Genomic DNA, 14,691 nt, shown 5'->3' on the forward strand with positions numbered 1-14,691 from the left:
CAAACTGCAAGCGCTTCCATGTATACCTCCTATGGGTCGGGTTCGGCAACAGCCTGTTCCAAAATTTTCAGCATTTATAGCGAGAGAAATGAGACGAACAATGTGGAAGCGCTTAGCTTTTGGGGCCAATGGCGATAGTGTGGCGGCTATGACTTCCGTGCTTCAGGACACCGAATGGTGGCGCTCCGCCGTTATTTACCAGATCTATCCGCGGTCATTTGCCGACGCAAACGGCGATGGAATGGGCGATCTGCTCGGCATCCGCGACCGACTTCCTGCGTTAGCTGAGCTCGGCGTCGACGCCGTGTGGCTTTCGCCGTTTTACACGTCACCGCAGCGCGATGCCGGCTACGACGTTGCTGACTACTGCGACGTGGATCCCCTCTTCGGCACGCTCGATGACTTCGACTCGATGACGAGTCGCGCCCACGAGCTGGGACTGCGGGTCATCGTCGACCTCGTGCCCAATCACTCCTCAAGCGACCACCGGTGGTTCCAGGCCGCACTTGCCGCGGAGCCCGGCAGCCCCGAGCGCGATCGCTACATGTTCCGCGACGGTCTCGGCGAGAACGGTGAGCTGCCACCCAACAACTGGCAGTCGGTGTTCGGCGGCGACGCCTGGACCCGCACAACGAACCCCGATGGCACGCTCGGTCAGTGGTACCTGCACCTCTTCGACACCACCCAACCCGATTTCAACTGGGAGAACCGCTGGGTGCGCGACCAGTTCGCCGACATCCTTCGCTTCTGGCTCGACCGCGACGTTGACGGCTTCCGTGTGGATGTCGCCCACGGCATGATCAAAGCCGACGGCCTGCCCGACTGGACTCCCCCGGTCGCCGGCGGCAGCATGGGCGGAGCCGGCACGACCGACGCCGAGCTTGCCGCATCCCGCGCACCGTTCTGGGCCCAAGACGGCGTGCACGAGATTTACCGCGAGTGGCGCGAGATTCTGAACAGCTACGACGGCGAGCGCATTCTGGCGGCCGAAGCGTGGGTCGATCCGCTCACCGACATGGCCAAGTGGGTGCGTCCGGATGAGATGCACCAGGCCTTCAATTTTCCTTACCTCGAGACACCGTGGGCTGCTGGCCCGCTGCGCTCCGTGATCGATGCCTCGATCAGCGCGTTTTCTGCTGTCGGAGCACCCAGCACGTGGGTGCTCTCTAACCACGATGTTGTTCGTCACGCGTCACGTCTCGCGCTGACTGCCGACAACCCACAGGGTCACGGCATCGGCCCGAAGTCAGCCGGCCTCCCGATTCCGGAGCTTGGGCTTCGTCGTGCCCGCGCCGCGACCGCCCTCATGCTCGCCCTGCCGGGCAGCGCCTACCTCTATCAGGGCGAAGAACTCGGCCTGCCCGAAGTAATCGACCTCCCCGATGAGGCCCGCCAAGACCCGACCTGGTTCCGCACCAATGGCGAGCGCTACGGTCGCGACGGCTGCCGCGTTCCGATCCCCTGGGAAGCAAACTCGCCCTCCTACGGCTTCGGCCCCACGGATGCCTCGTGGTTGCCGCAACCCGCAGAATGGGCAACTCTCGCCCGCGACGCCCAACGCGACGACAGCACCTCGACACTCTCGCTGTACCGCAACGCTCTCGCCCTGCGCCGCGCTCACGAGTTGGCCACCAACGAACTCGAATGGCTCGACACCGGCGCCGAAACGGTGCTCGGTTTCCGCACCGGCGACGTACGTGTCTTTGCCAACACCGGGGACGCCGCCGTGGCTCTCCCGGCCGGCGAAGTGCTGCTCGCGAGCGGCCCTCTCAGCAACGATCAGCTGCCGGCAGACACCACGGTGTGGCTGAGGGCATAGACCAACGCGGCTCCGAATTCTCGCGAATGGATGCCGGTCGATAGAATCAGCAGCGGCGCGACCGCTGTAGGGCGGCATCCATTCTCGTCAGAATCCAACGGAGGGCAGCTGATGGCTAGCATCGAAGATGTTGCTCAGCGCGCTGGTGTGTCCACCGCGACCGTGTCTCGGGCGCTCAGCGGCAACGGCCCCGTATCGGCGGCTGCGCGTCTCAAAGTGACGGAGGCTGCGGCCGCTCTCGACTATGTCGTCTCGTCGAGCGCGTCGAGTTTGGCATCGGGCCGCACCAAAAATGTCGGCCTCATGGTGCCGTATTTGACCCGCTGGTTCTTCACTTCTGTGGTGGAAGGCGCCCAGCAAGCGTTGATGCGCCACGGCTATGACGTCACTCTCTACAACCTTTCGGGCAGCGTCGCTGAACGCGAGAAGGTCTTCGACGTCTTCTTGCAACGCAAGCGCATCGACGGCATCATCACTGTTTCCCTCAAGCTTTCCCCCACTGAGGTGGAGCGGCTTCACGCCCTCGATCGCCCAGCGGTCGGAGTCGGTGGGCCGATCGACGGAGTGCGCACTCTGACCTTGGATGACGACGCCGTGTCGAGCCTCGCCACCGGCCACCTGTTGGCGCTCGGCCACACCAAGATTGCTCACATCGGTGGCTCTGAAGACTACGATCTCGAATTTCATATCCCCACGAATCGGCGCCACGGCTACGAAGCTGCTCTGCGCGAAGCGGGAATCGAGCCACGACCCGAGTTCTTTGCCACCGCCGACTTCACCATTCAGGGCGGCTATCACGCAGCCAAGCAGCTGCTCGGCAACCCGCTACTACGCCCGACAGCGATCTTCGCTTCGTCAGATGAGATGGCCATCGGCTGCATCTTGGCCGCCCGAGACCTCGGCCTCGTGGTGCCGCGCGATATTTCCATCATGGGAATCGACGGCCACGAACTCTCCGAGTTCTTCGGGCTCACCACGGTGTCGCAGTCCCCGCAGGCTCAGGGCGAGCATGCCGTCGAGATCCTGATGAACCTACTCGTGCCCGGCAAGCATCCCGAGATCCCCGAAAACTCACCGATCGACTACGAGCTCATCGTGCGGTCGAGCACGAGTCGTCCGCCCGAGTAGCCCCACCCAGTTCGGGTTACCTCGGGCTGTTCTCTCGTTTCGCTGTGGCACAATCAGAATCGAATGGCCTATTGCAGGCGTCGAGAGTCTGGGGGCAGACGTGAGCACTGGGAGAGATCACTCGTCTTTGCCTGCCGACTCTCTCGATCAGATAGCGGATGATCTGCAACGACTGCGGATCGCTGCCGGGGAAGTGTCGTACTCCGAGCTTGCATCGCGCATCGCTCATCGCCGTGAGGAAAACGGCGTTAGCCCTGCCGCTGCGCGGGTTGCCCGTTCGACGGTCTTCGACATCTTCCGCACCGGACGAAGCCGCATCAATGCGGGCCTTGTCGCCGAAATCGTCGTAGCGCTAGGCCACGATGAGGCAGAAGCCGAAGCCTGGCGATCACGATGTCTGGAGGTTCGTTCGACGGCGAAAGCCGCAGCCCCTCATGCTCCCCTTCCCCCAGCCCAGAATCCCGATTCACGCCTCGCCTTCGTCGTCGTCCTCATGGTGGCGGCTGTCGGCTTGAACCTCTTCGGCGGAAGCGTTGTCGCAAAGTTTGAACTACCAATCTTTCTCGACATGATCGGCACCGCAGTCGTCGCGATCGCTCTTGGCCCTTGGCAGGGTGCCCTCGTAGGACTCTCAACCAACGTCATCGGCGTCTTCGCAACAGTGCCGCAAACTCTGGCCTACGCCATCGTTAACGTCGTCGGAGCACTCGTGTGGGGGTATGGTGTTCGGTTGTGGCGCATGGACAAGTCGCGCTTGCGGTTCTTGCTGCTGAATGTGCTGGTTGCCCTCGCTTGCACCATCACTGCGGTGCCAATCACTGTGCTCGTCTTTGGCGGAGTCGCAGGCCACGCGGGTGACGACTTTATTGCGACGCTGCGGGCGATTGGTGACGGCCTGTGGGCGTCGGTCTTTACCGTCAACATCTCGATCTCACTCGCCGACAAGCTCATCACCGGTTACACGGCTCTCGCCATCATTCACCTGCTCGGCAGGCTTGGCCTGTCCGAAATCAGCCGCGGCAACGGCCCGCCGCTCAACACGCGACGCTGAGCCCCGGAGAGGTCGCCGACCGTTCGTCATGCGATTGCTCGCTCCCGAACTGCCGCGCAAACCGACGATCGGCCCAGCGCTGCGCGTCCTGATGGCGCGTCGCGAGTTCTGACGCTCGCTGCGCTGGTTCGAGCGACTCGAGATAGAGAGCGTCGGCGCGCGCGCAGAGGCCTGTCGCACTCGCCCACATCGTCTGTCGCGCCTGCGCGGGGGTCGTGCCTAGCTTCTCCCGCAGCTCTGCCTCGGGACCTTCGAAGGCGTGGGATAGCATTTCGGCGCGTTCCCCGAGGCGAGCGATCCACACCGATCGCATGGCGAATGTTCCGACCAGAATGACGAGCGAGAAGACCATCGCGAACGGAACGACGAAGAATCCGCCCACCGCAAGGGCCACAAGCAGGCTCTGGGCGAGCATCCGACCACGATCGTGGTTCTTCAGGTGTCGCGCTTTCTCAGCTACCTCAAGCGCGATCTTATGGTGGTCCTCGTTATAGGCGGTGAGCGCTCGGCGCAGCTCAGAGGTGACGGCAGCGAACTCTAGTTTGCCGATTCCCTTGAGGCGAGTGACATCGGTGCGTTGGATGATAGCGACTAGGTCGGGAGCAACGCATGAAGCGGTAATGAGCTGGCTATCCGCCTGCATCATCGCCTCGCTGAGGATGGCGGAAATAGCTCGTTTATCGTCGCTGGTGTGTATGGTCATGCCGCCCCTTTCGGTACTCACGGGTCTAGTCGTCAGCGTCCAGTACATCCCCTGCGAGCACTGCACCCGTGCGATTTCGACGATCCCGAACGAACCCGGACACCCCACGGATGGCGTCGCCGGGCTACTAAGAGTGGGGCTCTACAAGCCGGCGGGCGGCTTCGCGCACGGAGTCGCAGCGCGCTTTCTCGCTGCCTGCGAACTCGGGGCATCCGATGGAGCGCAGTTCGGCCGGAGCGCGCTCCCAGTTGCTGGCAACGGCCAGCAGCAGAGCGAGCAGCTCTTCGGGCTTCCACGAGGAATCGACGATCCCTCGTTGCTGGGCGTCGGCAATCACTTCGAGCTTGTGCTTGTAGCCCTCGACGCGCCCTTCAGAGAATGATCCGAGCGTTTCGGCATCGTGCAGCCAGGCCCACATGGTGACGCGTTGCGCGCTCTGGTCGTTGACGAAGTAGTTGTGCAGTCGCACGGTATATTCCACGAGATCAGCATCGATCGGCACGGCATGAGCGAGACGGTCGAGCCCGGTCTGCATGACGTGATCGAAGAGAGCGTCTTTGTCGCCAAACCAGGCGTAAATACGTTCCTTGCTCGCCTTCGCTGTTTCTGCGATGCGATTGATACGGGCGCCAGCGACGCCGTACTCCGCAAATTCGGCTGCTGCAGCCTCAATTACGCGCTGTTTTGTTTCGCGGCCGCGGAGTTGATCACGCGGCATTTCTGTCGAAACCACCAAACACCTCCTAATCGAACCGGTTGGTTTGACTTAGCCTACACGCCAACGTACTGTCGAACCAATTGGTTTGATAAGAACCAACGGGCTCGGAAACGAGCACCATGGTTTTGTTAGGAGTCAGCATGACAAACGTATTGATGGTCCTCTCGGCAGCGTCCTACCTGACGCTCGCTGACGAAACGCAGCACCCCACTGGAGTCTGGGCAGAAGAGTTCCTTGAGCCGTACCGCATCTTCACCGAAGCAGGCTGGAAGGTTCAGGTCGCCAGCCCCGCAGGAGTGGCCCCCACTTTTGATGCGATCAGTCTCAGCGAAGGTGGCGTCGGTTCCGCCGAACGCCTCGCTGACTTTGAGGCCCGCATCGCGGAACTCCAGCCGGTGCTGCAGCATCCGCTCCGCTTGGATGCCGTCAACGCCAGCGACTATGACGTGATCTTCTACCCCGGAGGCCACGGCCCCATGGAAGACCTCGCCGTCGACGACAACTCCGGCCAGCTCATTGTTGAGGCCGTGAAATCGAACACGACACTCGGTGTGCTCTGCCACGCCCCCGCAGCGCTGCTCGCCGCGAACGACAAGGCAACCGGCGAATGGGCCCTCAAGGGTCGCAAGATGACCGGCTTCGCGAACACTGAAGAAGAGCTTGGCGGTCTCGCCGACAAGGTCAAGTGGCTCGTCGAAACCCGCCTCGTTGAGCTGGGTGCCGACTACTCGAAGGCAGCAGAACCTTTCGCCCCGTACGTCGTCGTTGATGGCGCGCTGTACACCGGTCAGAACCCCGCATCATCCGTCGCCGTTGCTGAGCGCATCGTCGCCGACAAGTCATAACCAGCACACACTTCCCACTTTTCACACTTCATCAATTTCAAGGAGATTTTCATGACAACTGTTACAAGCACCCAATGGCAGCTAGCCTCACGCCCCACCGGCGTTCCGACCACCGACAACGTAGTGAAGGTTCACATCGAGCTCCCCGAGCTCGCTGATGGCGACGTTCGCGTACGCAACACCTTCCTCTCTGTCGACCCCTACATGCGTGGTCGCATGAACGAGGGCCGCTCGTACGTTGCTCCCTTCAACCTCGGCGAGACCATGGGCGGCGCAGCCGTTGGTGAAGTTATCGAGTCGAACGACGCATCACTGCCTGTTGGCACTCTTGTTCAGCACCAGCTCGGATGGCGCGACATCGCGCAGGCTCCTGCTGGCCAGTTCACGGCGCTCCCCAACGTTCCCGGCATCTCGCCTTCGCTGTTCCTCAGCGTCCTCGGCATCACCGGAATCACCGCCTGGACCGGACTCACCCAGATCGCGCACATCAAGGAAGGCGACACCGTCTTCGTTTCTGGCGCAGCAGGTGGGGTCGGCACCATGGTTGGCCAGATCGCCCGCCTCCTCGGCGCAGCACGCGTCGTCGGTTCCGCTGGCACCGACGAGAAGGTTGCACTGCTCACGAGCAAGTACGGCTACGACGCCGCCTTCAACTATAAGAATGGTGACATTGCTGGCCAGCTGGATGCTGCGGCCCCCGACGGCATCGACGTCTACTTCGACAACGTGGGTGGCGAGCACCTCTCGGCAGCCCTCGGCGCATTCAAGGATGGCGGCCGCGTGGCAGTCTGCGGCGTCATGTCCTTGATCAACGGCAAGGATGAGGGCATCAAGAACAGCGCCAACATCGTGACCCGTGGCTTGACCATCAAGGGCTTCACCATGGGCAGCTACTTCCACCTCGCCCCCGAGTTCGGTGCGGCAATGCAGGGATGGCTCTCCGAAGGCAAGATCGCCTACGACGAAACCATCACCGATGGCATCGACAACGCGCTCGACGCCTTCAACGGCATGATGAACGGTGCAAACACCGGCAAGGCGATCGTTCGCCTCTAACCGTTTCGCGACTGCCGACCCGAACGGCACGCACCGGCCGCACCTAGCGTGAAAGAGAAATGCCCCACAGCATCAGCTGTGGGGCATTTCTCTTGCCTAAGTCGCGTTCATCAACTCGTGAGCGCCGGGATGATCGCACCCGAGAACACCTGCCACGCGAGCGCGGTCTTCGCGACCAAGCTGAGCGTGATGTAGGTGCGCTCCCCCTGCAGGTAGCTCTTCCACTTACCCACTTGCTTGTATTGCAGCCACTGGTTGAGCGCGAACGTGTTGAAGAACACGAAGAGCGAAATCACGATGCCGACGACAAAGCTGGGGGCCGCTACTTCGTTCGCACTGCCCGGTCGCAAGAAGTAGATGAGGATAAGAATCCACGGCACGACGCCGACCATTGATCCGAAAATAAAGGGCAGCATCCCGCCGGAGCCTGGCTTCTCGTATTTCTCTTGCAAGGCGCCGAACAGAATCATCGCGGCGTTCACAGCGAAGACCGCGAAGAGGGCGGCGATATCGGTGACGCCGTTGATCGCGAGAATGAGCCAGATCATGATCGAGGAGCTGAGCGAGTACTCCGTCCAGCGGAAGTAGTTGCGACTCTCCAACAGACCCGTCTTGTAGCGCCCGAAGAACCACGGGCTCGAAACCAAAAAGTGGAAGAACGCGCTCAGCGCGAGAAAGGCCACAACGCCGACGCCGATATTGACCTCAAAAACGGTCACCCGCTCGGGCGGAATGGGCGCTCCGGGAGGGCCAGCCAAGTAGTCGGCCGTAACGGCGAACAACACTTGAGTGCTGAGCATTGTGAGAACAATCGCAAAGCCGATGGCCTGCAGCAGGTGCAGGCTGCCCGCCACAACGTTGTAGACGCGTAGTCGGTCGACTTGTTGTTCCGGTGAATAGGTCTTCTTTGACACGGGATATTCCCTTCGACGGTGGCTGCCACGTTAGCACCGGCCCACCCAGCGAACGAGTCCTCTAGCGCGGTCGTTCTCTTCCCCTTACGGCAGCGCGGCGAGCGGCCCATTTCTGCCGACAAACACCGTGCGATCCGCAGTGCCCGGCAAAGGGTGAAGGTGCAGTTTGTGAGCGAGCGCAACCGAAGCAGCATTGGCGGGGTGCACGACCGCCACGAGCAGTAAGGCCTCAATCGTGGTTCTCATATAGGCGAGAAGGGGACGCATCGCTTCGTACGCGATTCCTTGGCCCTGATACGCGGGATGCACAATCCAGCTCACCTCGAGACACCGCGCAGCGGCTGTGAGCGACCGCAGCTGCAGGGTGATCTCGCCCACCAGCTCGCCGTCGTGTTCAATGGCCAACGCCAGCACGTCATCCACGCGGCGCATCTGCGTTTGCCGTGTTCTCAATTTCAGCTGCCGCAAGGACGATCGCACGGTACGCTGCGGCCACGTCGTGTACTGGCGCACGTGCGGGCTCGATTGGATTTCGTGCCACCGTTCGGCGTCTGCCAACCGATGCGGTCGCAGCAGCAAGCGATCGGTATGGATGATCGGCACGCGCAGAGGCGATCCGAGCGTGGGCCGAGCATCACTTCTGGGCATGAACCTACCGAACCGATGTATCCGTCGAGCGTGCCAATCATGGTGTTCGCAGCAGTCTGACACAACGGCTGACACTATTCGGTCGCGGGGGTTCCGCTCCTGTAAACAGGAGGTAAATTACGCCGGATGCGCTTCAGCGTCGAGCACAGAGCGCGGGTGACTACCGCGCTTGGCGTCGGCGGCCAGGCGTCGACTTGCCCTTGGCTGCGGGTGCCCGACCTCTGCCCTTAGATGCCTTCGCTTTGCCACCGGGTTTTGCGACGGACTGTGCCGCTGATTTCGCGGACTTCTCTAATTGCCTCTCGGCGTCAAGAAGATACGCTTCGCCTTTCGGCGTGAGTTGGGTCGTACTCGCGGTGTTATCAAACAGCTCATAACCGAGCTGTGCTTCCAGAGATCTAACGGCCGCAATCAGGCTCGAGCGTGGCACACCACATTCTCGAGCCGCGTGGGCAAAGTGGAGGAGTCGCCCAGCGGCGACGAACTGTCTGAGCAGGGAAGGATCCATTACCCTCAGAGTAGGCGATCACGCTGCCCGCAGCGTCATTGCCGCCGTGCGTTATTGAGCCAGCAGGCCTGTAGAGACGAAGATTATTTCGCCATCGCTGCCATCGAATGGCGTGAACCCGAGTTTCTGCGCCAGAGCCATTGACGCGGTGTTTGTGGGGTGCACGAGCGCGAAAATCACTCGGGCTTCGAGGCGCGTAAATGCCAGCTCCAGCATCGCTCGGGCGGCTTCAAACGCGTAACCATGCCCCTGGGAGTCTGGGTGCAGAATCCAACTAATTTCAGCCGAGCGAGTGACTGTTTCGACGGACCTGAGGTGCAGGGAAACATCACCGATCAGGATGCCATCGTGTTCGACGGCCAGCGCCAGAAAGTCGTCTGCCTGCTTCAGCAACACATGGTGTGTGCGGTTCTTGAGGTGGCGGCGGGATTCTTCACGATTCCGCTCCGGCCACGAGGTAAATGCCCGCACTTGAGGGTCAGATTGGATCTCGAACCAGCGGTCGCTGTCGGCCATCGAGAAGGGGCGCAGCGTGAGCCGTTCTGTGTGGATGACCGGGGCTTCCACCGGAACAGGAAGTGAAGCTCCACGCATCAGTCGTGGACGTGTGATGCCGAACATAGTCATCGACCTCGGTTGACGTTTCGCGGTCGCGAGACCACGCGTCCGATTGAATTGTGTACTGACGTTTAACCTAACAGCACCGGTTTGCGCGACAACCTGCAAAACGCCATTGTGCTGCCCTGTTCGCAATTACAGGGAGTAATGGCAAACATCACGAAGAATCGTATTTGTACTCCTTCGCCGATGAGCTAACGGGGGAGATTTCTCCACCACCGCGTAACTACAAAACCCCCGGAATTCCGGGGGCCTCGGTTGTAGCTGAGGCGGGATTCGAACCCGCGACCTCACGATTATGAGACGTGTATCCGTTGTAGCCGCTCGTTATGCGAGCAGACACTTCCACCACCGAAACCGGCGCAGCTGAGGTTATCGCGCGCGGCTGCGTGCGCCCCATCAAGACCTCCACGGGCATTTGGGTGCGTTGCGGTTCTCGCATCAAGAGCAGCTGCGGCTCGTGCGCGGAACTGTACCGGGGCGACTGGGCATCCATCGCTCGCTCCGGCGTTTTCGACGGGCCGGTGCAGAACTATCGGTTCTACCTACTCACGCTGACCGCTCCTTCCTTCGGCTCGGTTCATCGTGTCCCTCGAAGCGAGAAGAAAACCGCGCCGGTGTGCGGTTGTGGCGTTCAGCACTCGGTGCAGGATGCGGGCTTGCGCGGTGTGCCGCTTCGCCCGTCGAGCTACGACTACGCGGGGCAGGCCGCATGGAACCGTGACGCGGGCCTGCTCTGGGATCGCACGCGGCGTCGGCTGCGGGATCGCTGGGACTCGGTGGAGTACTTCATTGTGCGGGAATGGCAAGACCGGGGCGTGCTGCACGTTCACGTTCTGGTTCGCATCGAGCGTTCCGAAGCTCCGGACGCTGCCGTCTTGCGTGAAGCGGCACGCTCGGCTGTCGCGTTCTCCAAGATCGACGGCGCGCGGGTCGAGTGGGGCGCACAAGCGAAGTGCGATGTGTTCCGGGCTGACGGTGACGGCGCAAAAACGATCTGGTATCTCTCCAAAGCGCTGAACTACGTCATGAAGGACGTCGTCCACCAGGGCGAGACAGTGCACCCACGAGTCTGGTCGCATCTGCTCGCGCTCGAGCAAGCAGCGCGGGCCATGCGTTGCGCGCCGGACTGTGAGCCGGAGTTCTGTCGTGGGCGCGTGCACGAGCGGTACGGCGCACGCTCTCAAGTGGTGAGCGCGTCCCGCCGCACGAAGCACCGCCCCGGCTGGTCGTTCACTGGCCTCACTCGCACAGTGCAGCGTCGGCTGCGGCTCGAGTGGTTTCTAGCAAACGTCGAAGCACCGGAAGCGGCGGCGCATCTAACGGAGCGAGCCGAGGCCCTCGAGGGCCGCTCGCTGCGCATCCGGCGAGAACTAGCCCCCTGTGCGGCGGCGGTTCCATGAGCGGGAAGGGAGGTGATGAGAATGGCTCAACCTGATTGCCAAATCTGCGCGATGATGGGCCTTCGCGCATGTGACGCATGCGGAAACCCCACCCCGCCGAAAGAAGAACGTGACGCGTTTGGGCGCGAGTTGTGCTCTTACTGCGTCTGACTGGTGGATGTAGCCGGCCATGAAGGTGGCTGGCTGGGCGGGTGTCGCGCGTGGCAGCCCCGGAGGGGCGAACGAGCGGCCCCGCACGGCCACCCGCCTACACTCCGGGCCATTGACTCGGCCACACCGGGGAGCCAACCACGAATCCGAGGGCAACCGTAGCGCGAAGCGCGTAGGGCGGCAGCCCCTTTCGCACAACAAGATCAGTGCACACGTTTCGTTGGCCCCGGGCCTCTGCTGTCTTGATAGAGCTGTGTCCCCTGGTTTGGCATTCGCTATAGTTCGGTAATGAACTCTGCTCAAGATCTAAGTATTCGGCGGCAACGCACAGGGACGATCGTCGTAGTCTCTGTTGCTGCAGCGTACCTAGTCATCGGCGGCCTCCTCCTGCTTAAAGTGCCTGGACTTCTGCTTCAGGAATGGCTCCCCAAAGGAAACACCGACGACTACGGAAAACTACTCGGCGTTGCTGCTCAGATAGTCCTCTTTGGTCTCGGAGGCGTAATCGCGATTGCGGGTGTCTCACTCAGCATCCTGCGACATCGCCAAGAACTCGCGGCCGCTGAACGCGACCGCCAAAGGCTTCGTGACGACCGCGAGCGAGAGCTTCGGGCTCGTTTTGTTACCGCGGTAGATCTCTTGAGCGCGGACAGCGCCACGAAGCGGACTGCCGCACTCTATGCGTTAGCAGCTTTAGCTGACGACTGGGACTCTTACGGGCGTGGCGACGAGGTTCAAGTTTGCGTAGATGTTATTTGCGGCTACCTTCGCGCACCCTTAGCTGAGGGGACCACCAGTACCCCAGTCGCCGAAGTAGCCGTAAGAAATGTCGGGTTTGCCCTCATCAACCAGCACCTTCTCGATCAAGCGCGCCATTCGTGGGGTGCGCGCACTATAAATCTCGCGAGGATTTATCTCGACCAACCAGCCATCTTCTTCCGACCCAGAATCCGAACCGGAGGGCACCTCACTTTTGATGGAGCGACGATTGCCGCCAAAGGGGCACTCAGCCTGGGCGAAGCGACAGTTCAGCAGGGCGGAACTATTTCAATGACCGGTGCGCGAATCGAGGAATTGGGCGAAGTTGAAATCGATGAATTGACCGTCTGTAAAGGTGGGTTGCTAGAGATGCGCCACGTGTCGGTCAGGTTAGTTGGTGCTGTTTCCATTACCAACTCAACAATCCTGAACGGTGCATTGTTGGATATCGACGAGGCCATTGTTCATTCTGGTGGCTACATCAATCTTGGCGGCTTAGCCATAGAGTCAAGAAACGGCGTCACTCTGCGCGGTGCGGAGATAGGTGAAGAAGCAGAGCTTTCCCTTTACTCTCTCTATTTCGCGGAGGGAGCGACCCTCTCGTTAGACCAATCGAAAACCCGCGGGAGTGGACAAATCTTGTTCGACGGCGCCACCATCCAGAACAATAAAGTCTTGCTGGACGGCGCAAAAATTGCATCCACCGGGCCGATCGAATTACCGTCCGGGGACTGGCTTCTCCCCGAAGCGAACTAAAATCAGAGCGCGTCTTGATCTTGTATAGAAGATTTCGGGAGAACTAAAAACTAGTCGCGTGCATCCTGTGCTTCGAGGGGGTTCTGCGCCCAACGGTTCACCGTGCTTGCTGCCACCCCGAGATACCTCGCGACGTCGCGCTGAGATAGCCCCTGACGCTCCAACGCATACTCGGCAATCGCGCGTTCCCAGTACTCGTAGTTCCTGCGGAACTGCTTGAGGCCCGAGAGAGTTCGGATAACGACGGCTTCAGTGCGCCTGTCGAGTTCATCGATAACGTCATCGTCCGTGACACCGTGAACGCGGATTTCTTGCAAGTCCCGCTTCACGTCATTGGCCTCTGCGCGGTTCGCGACAGTGTTTAGCTGCTCGGCAAGCGTCTCAATTAGAGCGCCGAGCTGGTCGAACGTAACTTCTTCGAGCGCTAGCGGCGGCGCGTCCTCGGGTTCTTTGCTCATTTCCCCAGCGTACCGCGATGCACCGATATTGCTCGTGATCGCGAACGAGTGCGTCACTGTTTGCGTTCGCTAACATTAACCTCTAGAGTGCTCCTATGTGCTAACACTGGCGCACTCATGGGAGAACGATGGAATCGCAAAGCGTAGGGACTCAAGCGGCACTAACCGCTGCGCTGCGCCCATCGGCGGTGACGCTCTCGGAGTTCCACGCGGAGTATCACTCGATCGTCAACGAAGACTTGGTTTCGAACGCGATTGCTGCGTACGAACGTGCTTGGCGATTACGAGTCAAACCGTCCCTCGGTGGATTGGCACTCGGAAAGCTAACGCCGCTGACCATCTCCCGCGCTCGCGCCTCGTGGAACGGCAGCGCTTCCACAAAACAGGATGCTCTCGCACTGCTGTCCCGACTGCTGGGCCTAGCCGTGATGGAAGGCCTCATTGCCTCGAATCCTTGCAAGTCTCTCCCTCGGTCACGCGGCAAAGCCAACGATGCTGACCCCGTAAGCCGCGCACTGAGCGACGTTCAGGTCGCACGAATGCTCACACTCGCGGACTTCCACCCGTTCGGACAGCGTTCGCTCGCGGGTCTCGCCTTCACCGGCTTGCGCCTAGGGGAACTTGTTGGGCTGCGCTGGGAGGACGTTGACGCGGGACAAGGCCTCATTACGGTGCGCCGAACCTACTCCCCCAACGGCAGCGGCAAACTCGAGATTCGCCCCACGAAGAGCGGGCACATCCGAAGCGTGCCAATCCTCAACGAACTGCTGCCGTGGCTCGAGCAGGCACAGCAAGCCGGATTCGACCATGTTTTCACGGGCGTGCGCGGCGGGCCGTTCGATAGCGGCAACCTGTCGCGGGCCGTGAGGTGGCCCCAAATTCGTGAACAGATCGCGACGTTCCCTGACGGTCGTGAGCTTCGGTTCCATGACCTCAGGCACACGTTCCTGACGCGGCTCGCGCGGGCGGGAAACTCGCCCCAGAACATCCAGCGCGTAGCTGGTCACGCGTCCATCACCACTACCGAGCTTTATACGCGCTCGTCGTCAACGGATGCAGCACTAGCAGTGCGAGAGAAGATGAACCCCTCGAATCGTGAGGTCACATTTCGAGGGGGTGAGAACGCGGCAAATCTGCGGATTCTCGGGCATCTTTAG

General features: G+C 61.1%; 15 protein-coding genes. 8 read left to right on the forward strand and 7 right to left on the reverse strand.

Going from position 1 to position 14,691, the window contains the following annotated elements; genetic code table 11:
* Positions 1 to 148: 148 nt before the first annotated feature.
* The 3 genes from I6E74_RS12570 (at position 149) to I6E74_RS12580 (ending at position 3,998) form a co-directional block, all read left to right on the forward strand.
* Positions 149 to 1,819 carry a glycoside hydrolase family 13 protein gene (locus I6E74_RS12570; RefSeq protein WP_231601508.1) on the forward strand — a complete coding sequence of 557 codons (1,671 nt, stop codon included), beginning with the start codon at positions 149 to 151 and terminating at the stop codon, positions 1,817 to 1,819.
* A 111-nt stretch (positions 1,820 to 1,930) separates the two neighbouring features.
* A complete protein-coding gene (locus I6E74_RS12575) occupies positions 1,931 to 2,947 on the forward strand; it encodes a LacI family DNA-binding transcriptional regulator (protein WP_197126163.1) in 1,017 nt (338 codons plus the stop codon).
* Between the two features lie 100 nt (positions 2,948 to 3,047).
* Positions 3,048 to 3,998, forward strand: coding sequence for an ECF transporter S component (locus I6E74_RS12580; RefSeq protein WP_197126164.1), 951 nt, complete (start codon positions 3,048 to 3,050; stop codon positions 3,996 to 3,998).
* Here I6E74_RS12580 and I6E74_RS12585 read toward each other — a convergent pair.
* Complete coding sequence (locus I6E74_RS12585) at positions 3,982 to 4,701, reverse strand: hypothetical protein (RefSeq protein WP_197126166.1); 720 nt, start codon at positions 4,699 to 4,701, stop codon at positions 3,982 to 3,984. The two genes, I6E74_RS12580 and I6E74_RS12585, sit on opposite strands and share 17 nt — an antisense overlap.
* 127 nt (positions 4,702 to 4,828) lie before the next feature.
* The gene (locus I6E74_RS12590) at positions 4,829 to 5,434 is read right to left on the reverse strand and encodes a TetR/AcrR family transcriptional regulator (RefSeq protein ID WP_197126168.1); all 606 of its coding nucleotides are present in this window, start codon (positions 5,432 to 5,434) and stop codon (positions 4,829 to 4,831) included.
* A 125-nt stretch (positions 5,435 to 5,559) separates the two neighbouring features.
* On the opposite strand from I6E74_RS12590, the gene I6E74_RS12595 reads away from it, so the two are divergent.
* Entirely contained in the window at positions 5,560 to 6,264 is a 705-nt protein-coding gene (locus tag I6E74_RS12595; protein WP_197126170.1) for a type 1 glutamine amidotransferase domain-containing protein, read from the forward strand.
* 51 nt (positions 6,265 to 6,315) lie between these two features.
* The gene (locus I6E74_RS12600) at positions 6,316 to 7,320 is read left to right on the forward strand and encodes an NADP-dependent oxidoreductase (protein WP_197126172.1); all 1,005 of its coding nucleotides are present in this window, start codon (positions 6,316 to 6,318) and stop codon (positions 7,318 to 7,320) included.
* A 110-nt stretch (positions 7,321 to 7,430) separates the two neighbouring features.
* Here I6E74_RS12600 and heR read toward each other — a convergent pair whose 3' ends face one another.
* The 4 genes from heR to I6E74_RS12620 all read right to left on the reverse strand — a co-directional run bounded on the left by heR (position 7,431) and on the right by I6E74_RS12620 (position 10,011).
* Entirely contained in the window at positions 7,431 to 8,234 is an 804-nt protein-coding gene (gene heR / locus I6E74_RS12605; RefSeq protein WP_197126179.1) for a heliorhodopsin HeR, read from the reverse strand.
* Positions 8,235 to 8,318: 84 nt separating this feature from the next.
* Positions 8,319 to 8,882 carry a GNAT family N-acetyltransferase gene (locus I6E74_RS12610; RefSeq protein WP_197126181.1) on the reverse strand — a complete coding sequence of 188 codons (564 nt, stop codon included), beginning with the start codon at positions 8,880 to 8,882 and terminating at the stop codon, positions 8,319 to 8,321.
* A gap of 160 nt (positions 8,883 to 9,042) precedes the next feature.
* Complete coding sequence (locus tag I6E74_RS12615; RefSeq protein WP_197126183.1) at positions 9,043 to 9,390, reverse strand: LysR family transcriptional regulator; 348 nt, start codon at positions 9,388 to 9,390, stop codon at positions 9,043 to 9,045.
* Positions 9,391 to 9,441: 51 nt separating this feature from the next.
* Positions 9,442 to 10,011 carry a GNAT family N-acetyltransferase gene (locus I6E74_RS12620; RefSeq protein WP_197126185.1) on the reverse strand — a complete coding sequence of 190 codons (570 nt, stop codon included), beginning with the start codon at positions 10,009 to 10,011 and terminating at the stop codon, positions 9,442 to 9,444.
* Between the two features lie 326 nt (positions 10,012 to 10,337).
* Between I6E74_RS12620 and I6E74_RS12625 the strand changes: the two genes are divergently transcribed.
* Both I6E74_RS12625 and I6E74_RS12630 read left to right on the forward strand, forming a co-directional pair.
* A complete protein-coding gene (locus tag I6E74_RS12625) occupies positions 10,338 to 11,411 on the forward strand; it encodes a replication initiator (RefSeq protein WP_197126187.1) in 1,074 nt (357 codons plus the stop codon).
* Between the two features lie 438 nt (positions 11,412 to 11,849).
* On the forward strand, positions 11,850 to 13,076 hold the full coding sequence (locus I6E74_RS12630) for a hypothetical protein (protein WP_197126189.1): 1,227 nt from the start codon (positions 11,850 to 11,852) through the stop codon (positions 13,074 to 13,076).
* Between the two features lie 50 nt (positions 13,077 to 13,126).
* On the opposite strand, the gene I6E74_RS12635 is transcribed toward I6E74_RS12630, so the two are convergent.
* Positions 13,127 to 13,534 carry a helix-turn-helix domain-containing protein gene (locus tag I6E74_RS12635; protein ID WP_197126191.1) on the reverse strand — a complete coding sequence of 136 codons (408 nt, stop codon included), beginning with the start codon at positions 13,532 to 13,534 and terminating at the stop codon, positions 13,127 to 13,129.
* A 128-nt stretch (positions 13,535 to 13,662) separates the two neighbouring features.
* Between I6E74_RS12635 and I6E74_RS12640 the strand changes: the two genes are divergently transcribed.
* Positions 13,663 to 14,691: a site-specific integrase gene (locus I6E74_RS12640; RefSeq protein WP_197126193.1), complete on the forward strand. Its 1,029-nt coding sequence runs from the start codon at positions 13,663 to 13,665 to the stop codon at positions 14,689 to 14,691.

Origin of the sequence: Salinibacterium sp. SWN139, assembly GCF_015864625.1 — a bacterium.
Classification (GTDB): domain Bacteria; phylum Actinomycetota; class Actinomycetes; order Actinomycetales; family Microbacteriaceae; genus Rhodoglobus.

Coding starts and splice junctions, on each gene's coding strand:
- I6E74_RS12570 (WP_231601508.1), top strand. CDS start 149: ATGACTTCCGTGCTTCAGGACACCGAATGGTGGCGCTCCGCCGTTATT.
- I6E74_RS12575 (WP_197126163.1), top strand. CDS start 1,931: ATGGCTAGCATCGAAGATGTTGCTCAGCGCGCTGGTGTGTCCACCGCG.
- I6E74_RS12585 (WP_197126166.1), bottom strand. CDS start 4,701: ATGACCATACACACCAGCGACGATAAACGAGCTATTTCCGCCATCCTC.
- I6E74_RS12595 (WP_197126170.1), top strand. CDS start 5,560: ATGACAAACGTATTGATGGTCCTCTCGGCAGCGTCCTACCTGACGCTC.
- I6E74_RS12600 (WP_197126172.1), top strand. CDS start 6,316: ATGACAACTGTTACAAGCACCCAATGGCAGCTAGCCTCACGCCCCACC.
- I6E74_RS12610 (WP_197126181.1), bottom strand. CDS start 8,882: ATGCCCAGAAGTGATGCTCGGCCCACGCTCGGATCGCCTCTGCGCGTG.
- I6E74_RS12615 (WP_197126183.1), bottom strand. CDS start 9,390: ATGGATCCTTCCCTGCTCAGACAGTTCGTCGCCGCTGGGCGACTCCTC.
- I6E74_RS12620 (WP_197126185.1), bottom strand. CDS start 10,011: ATGTTCGGCATCACACGTCCACGACTGATGCGTGGAGCTTCACTTCCT.
- I6E74_RS12625 (WP_197126187.1), top strand. CDS start 10,338: ATGCGAGCAGACACTTCCACCACCGAAACCGGCGCAGCTGAGGTTATC.
- I6E74_RS12630 (WP_197126189.1), top strand. CDS start 11,850: ATGAACTCTGCTCAAGATCTAAGTATTCGGCGGCAACGCACAGGGACG.
- I6E74_RS12635 (WP_197126191.1), bottom strand. CDS start 13,534: ATGAGCAAAGAACCCGAGGACGCGCCGCCGCTAGCGCTCGAAGAAGTT.
- I6E74_RS12640 (WP_197126193.1), top strand. CDS start 13,663: ATGGAATCGCAAAGCGTAGGGACTCAAGCGGCACTAACCGCTGCGCTG.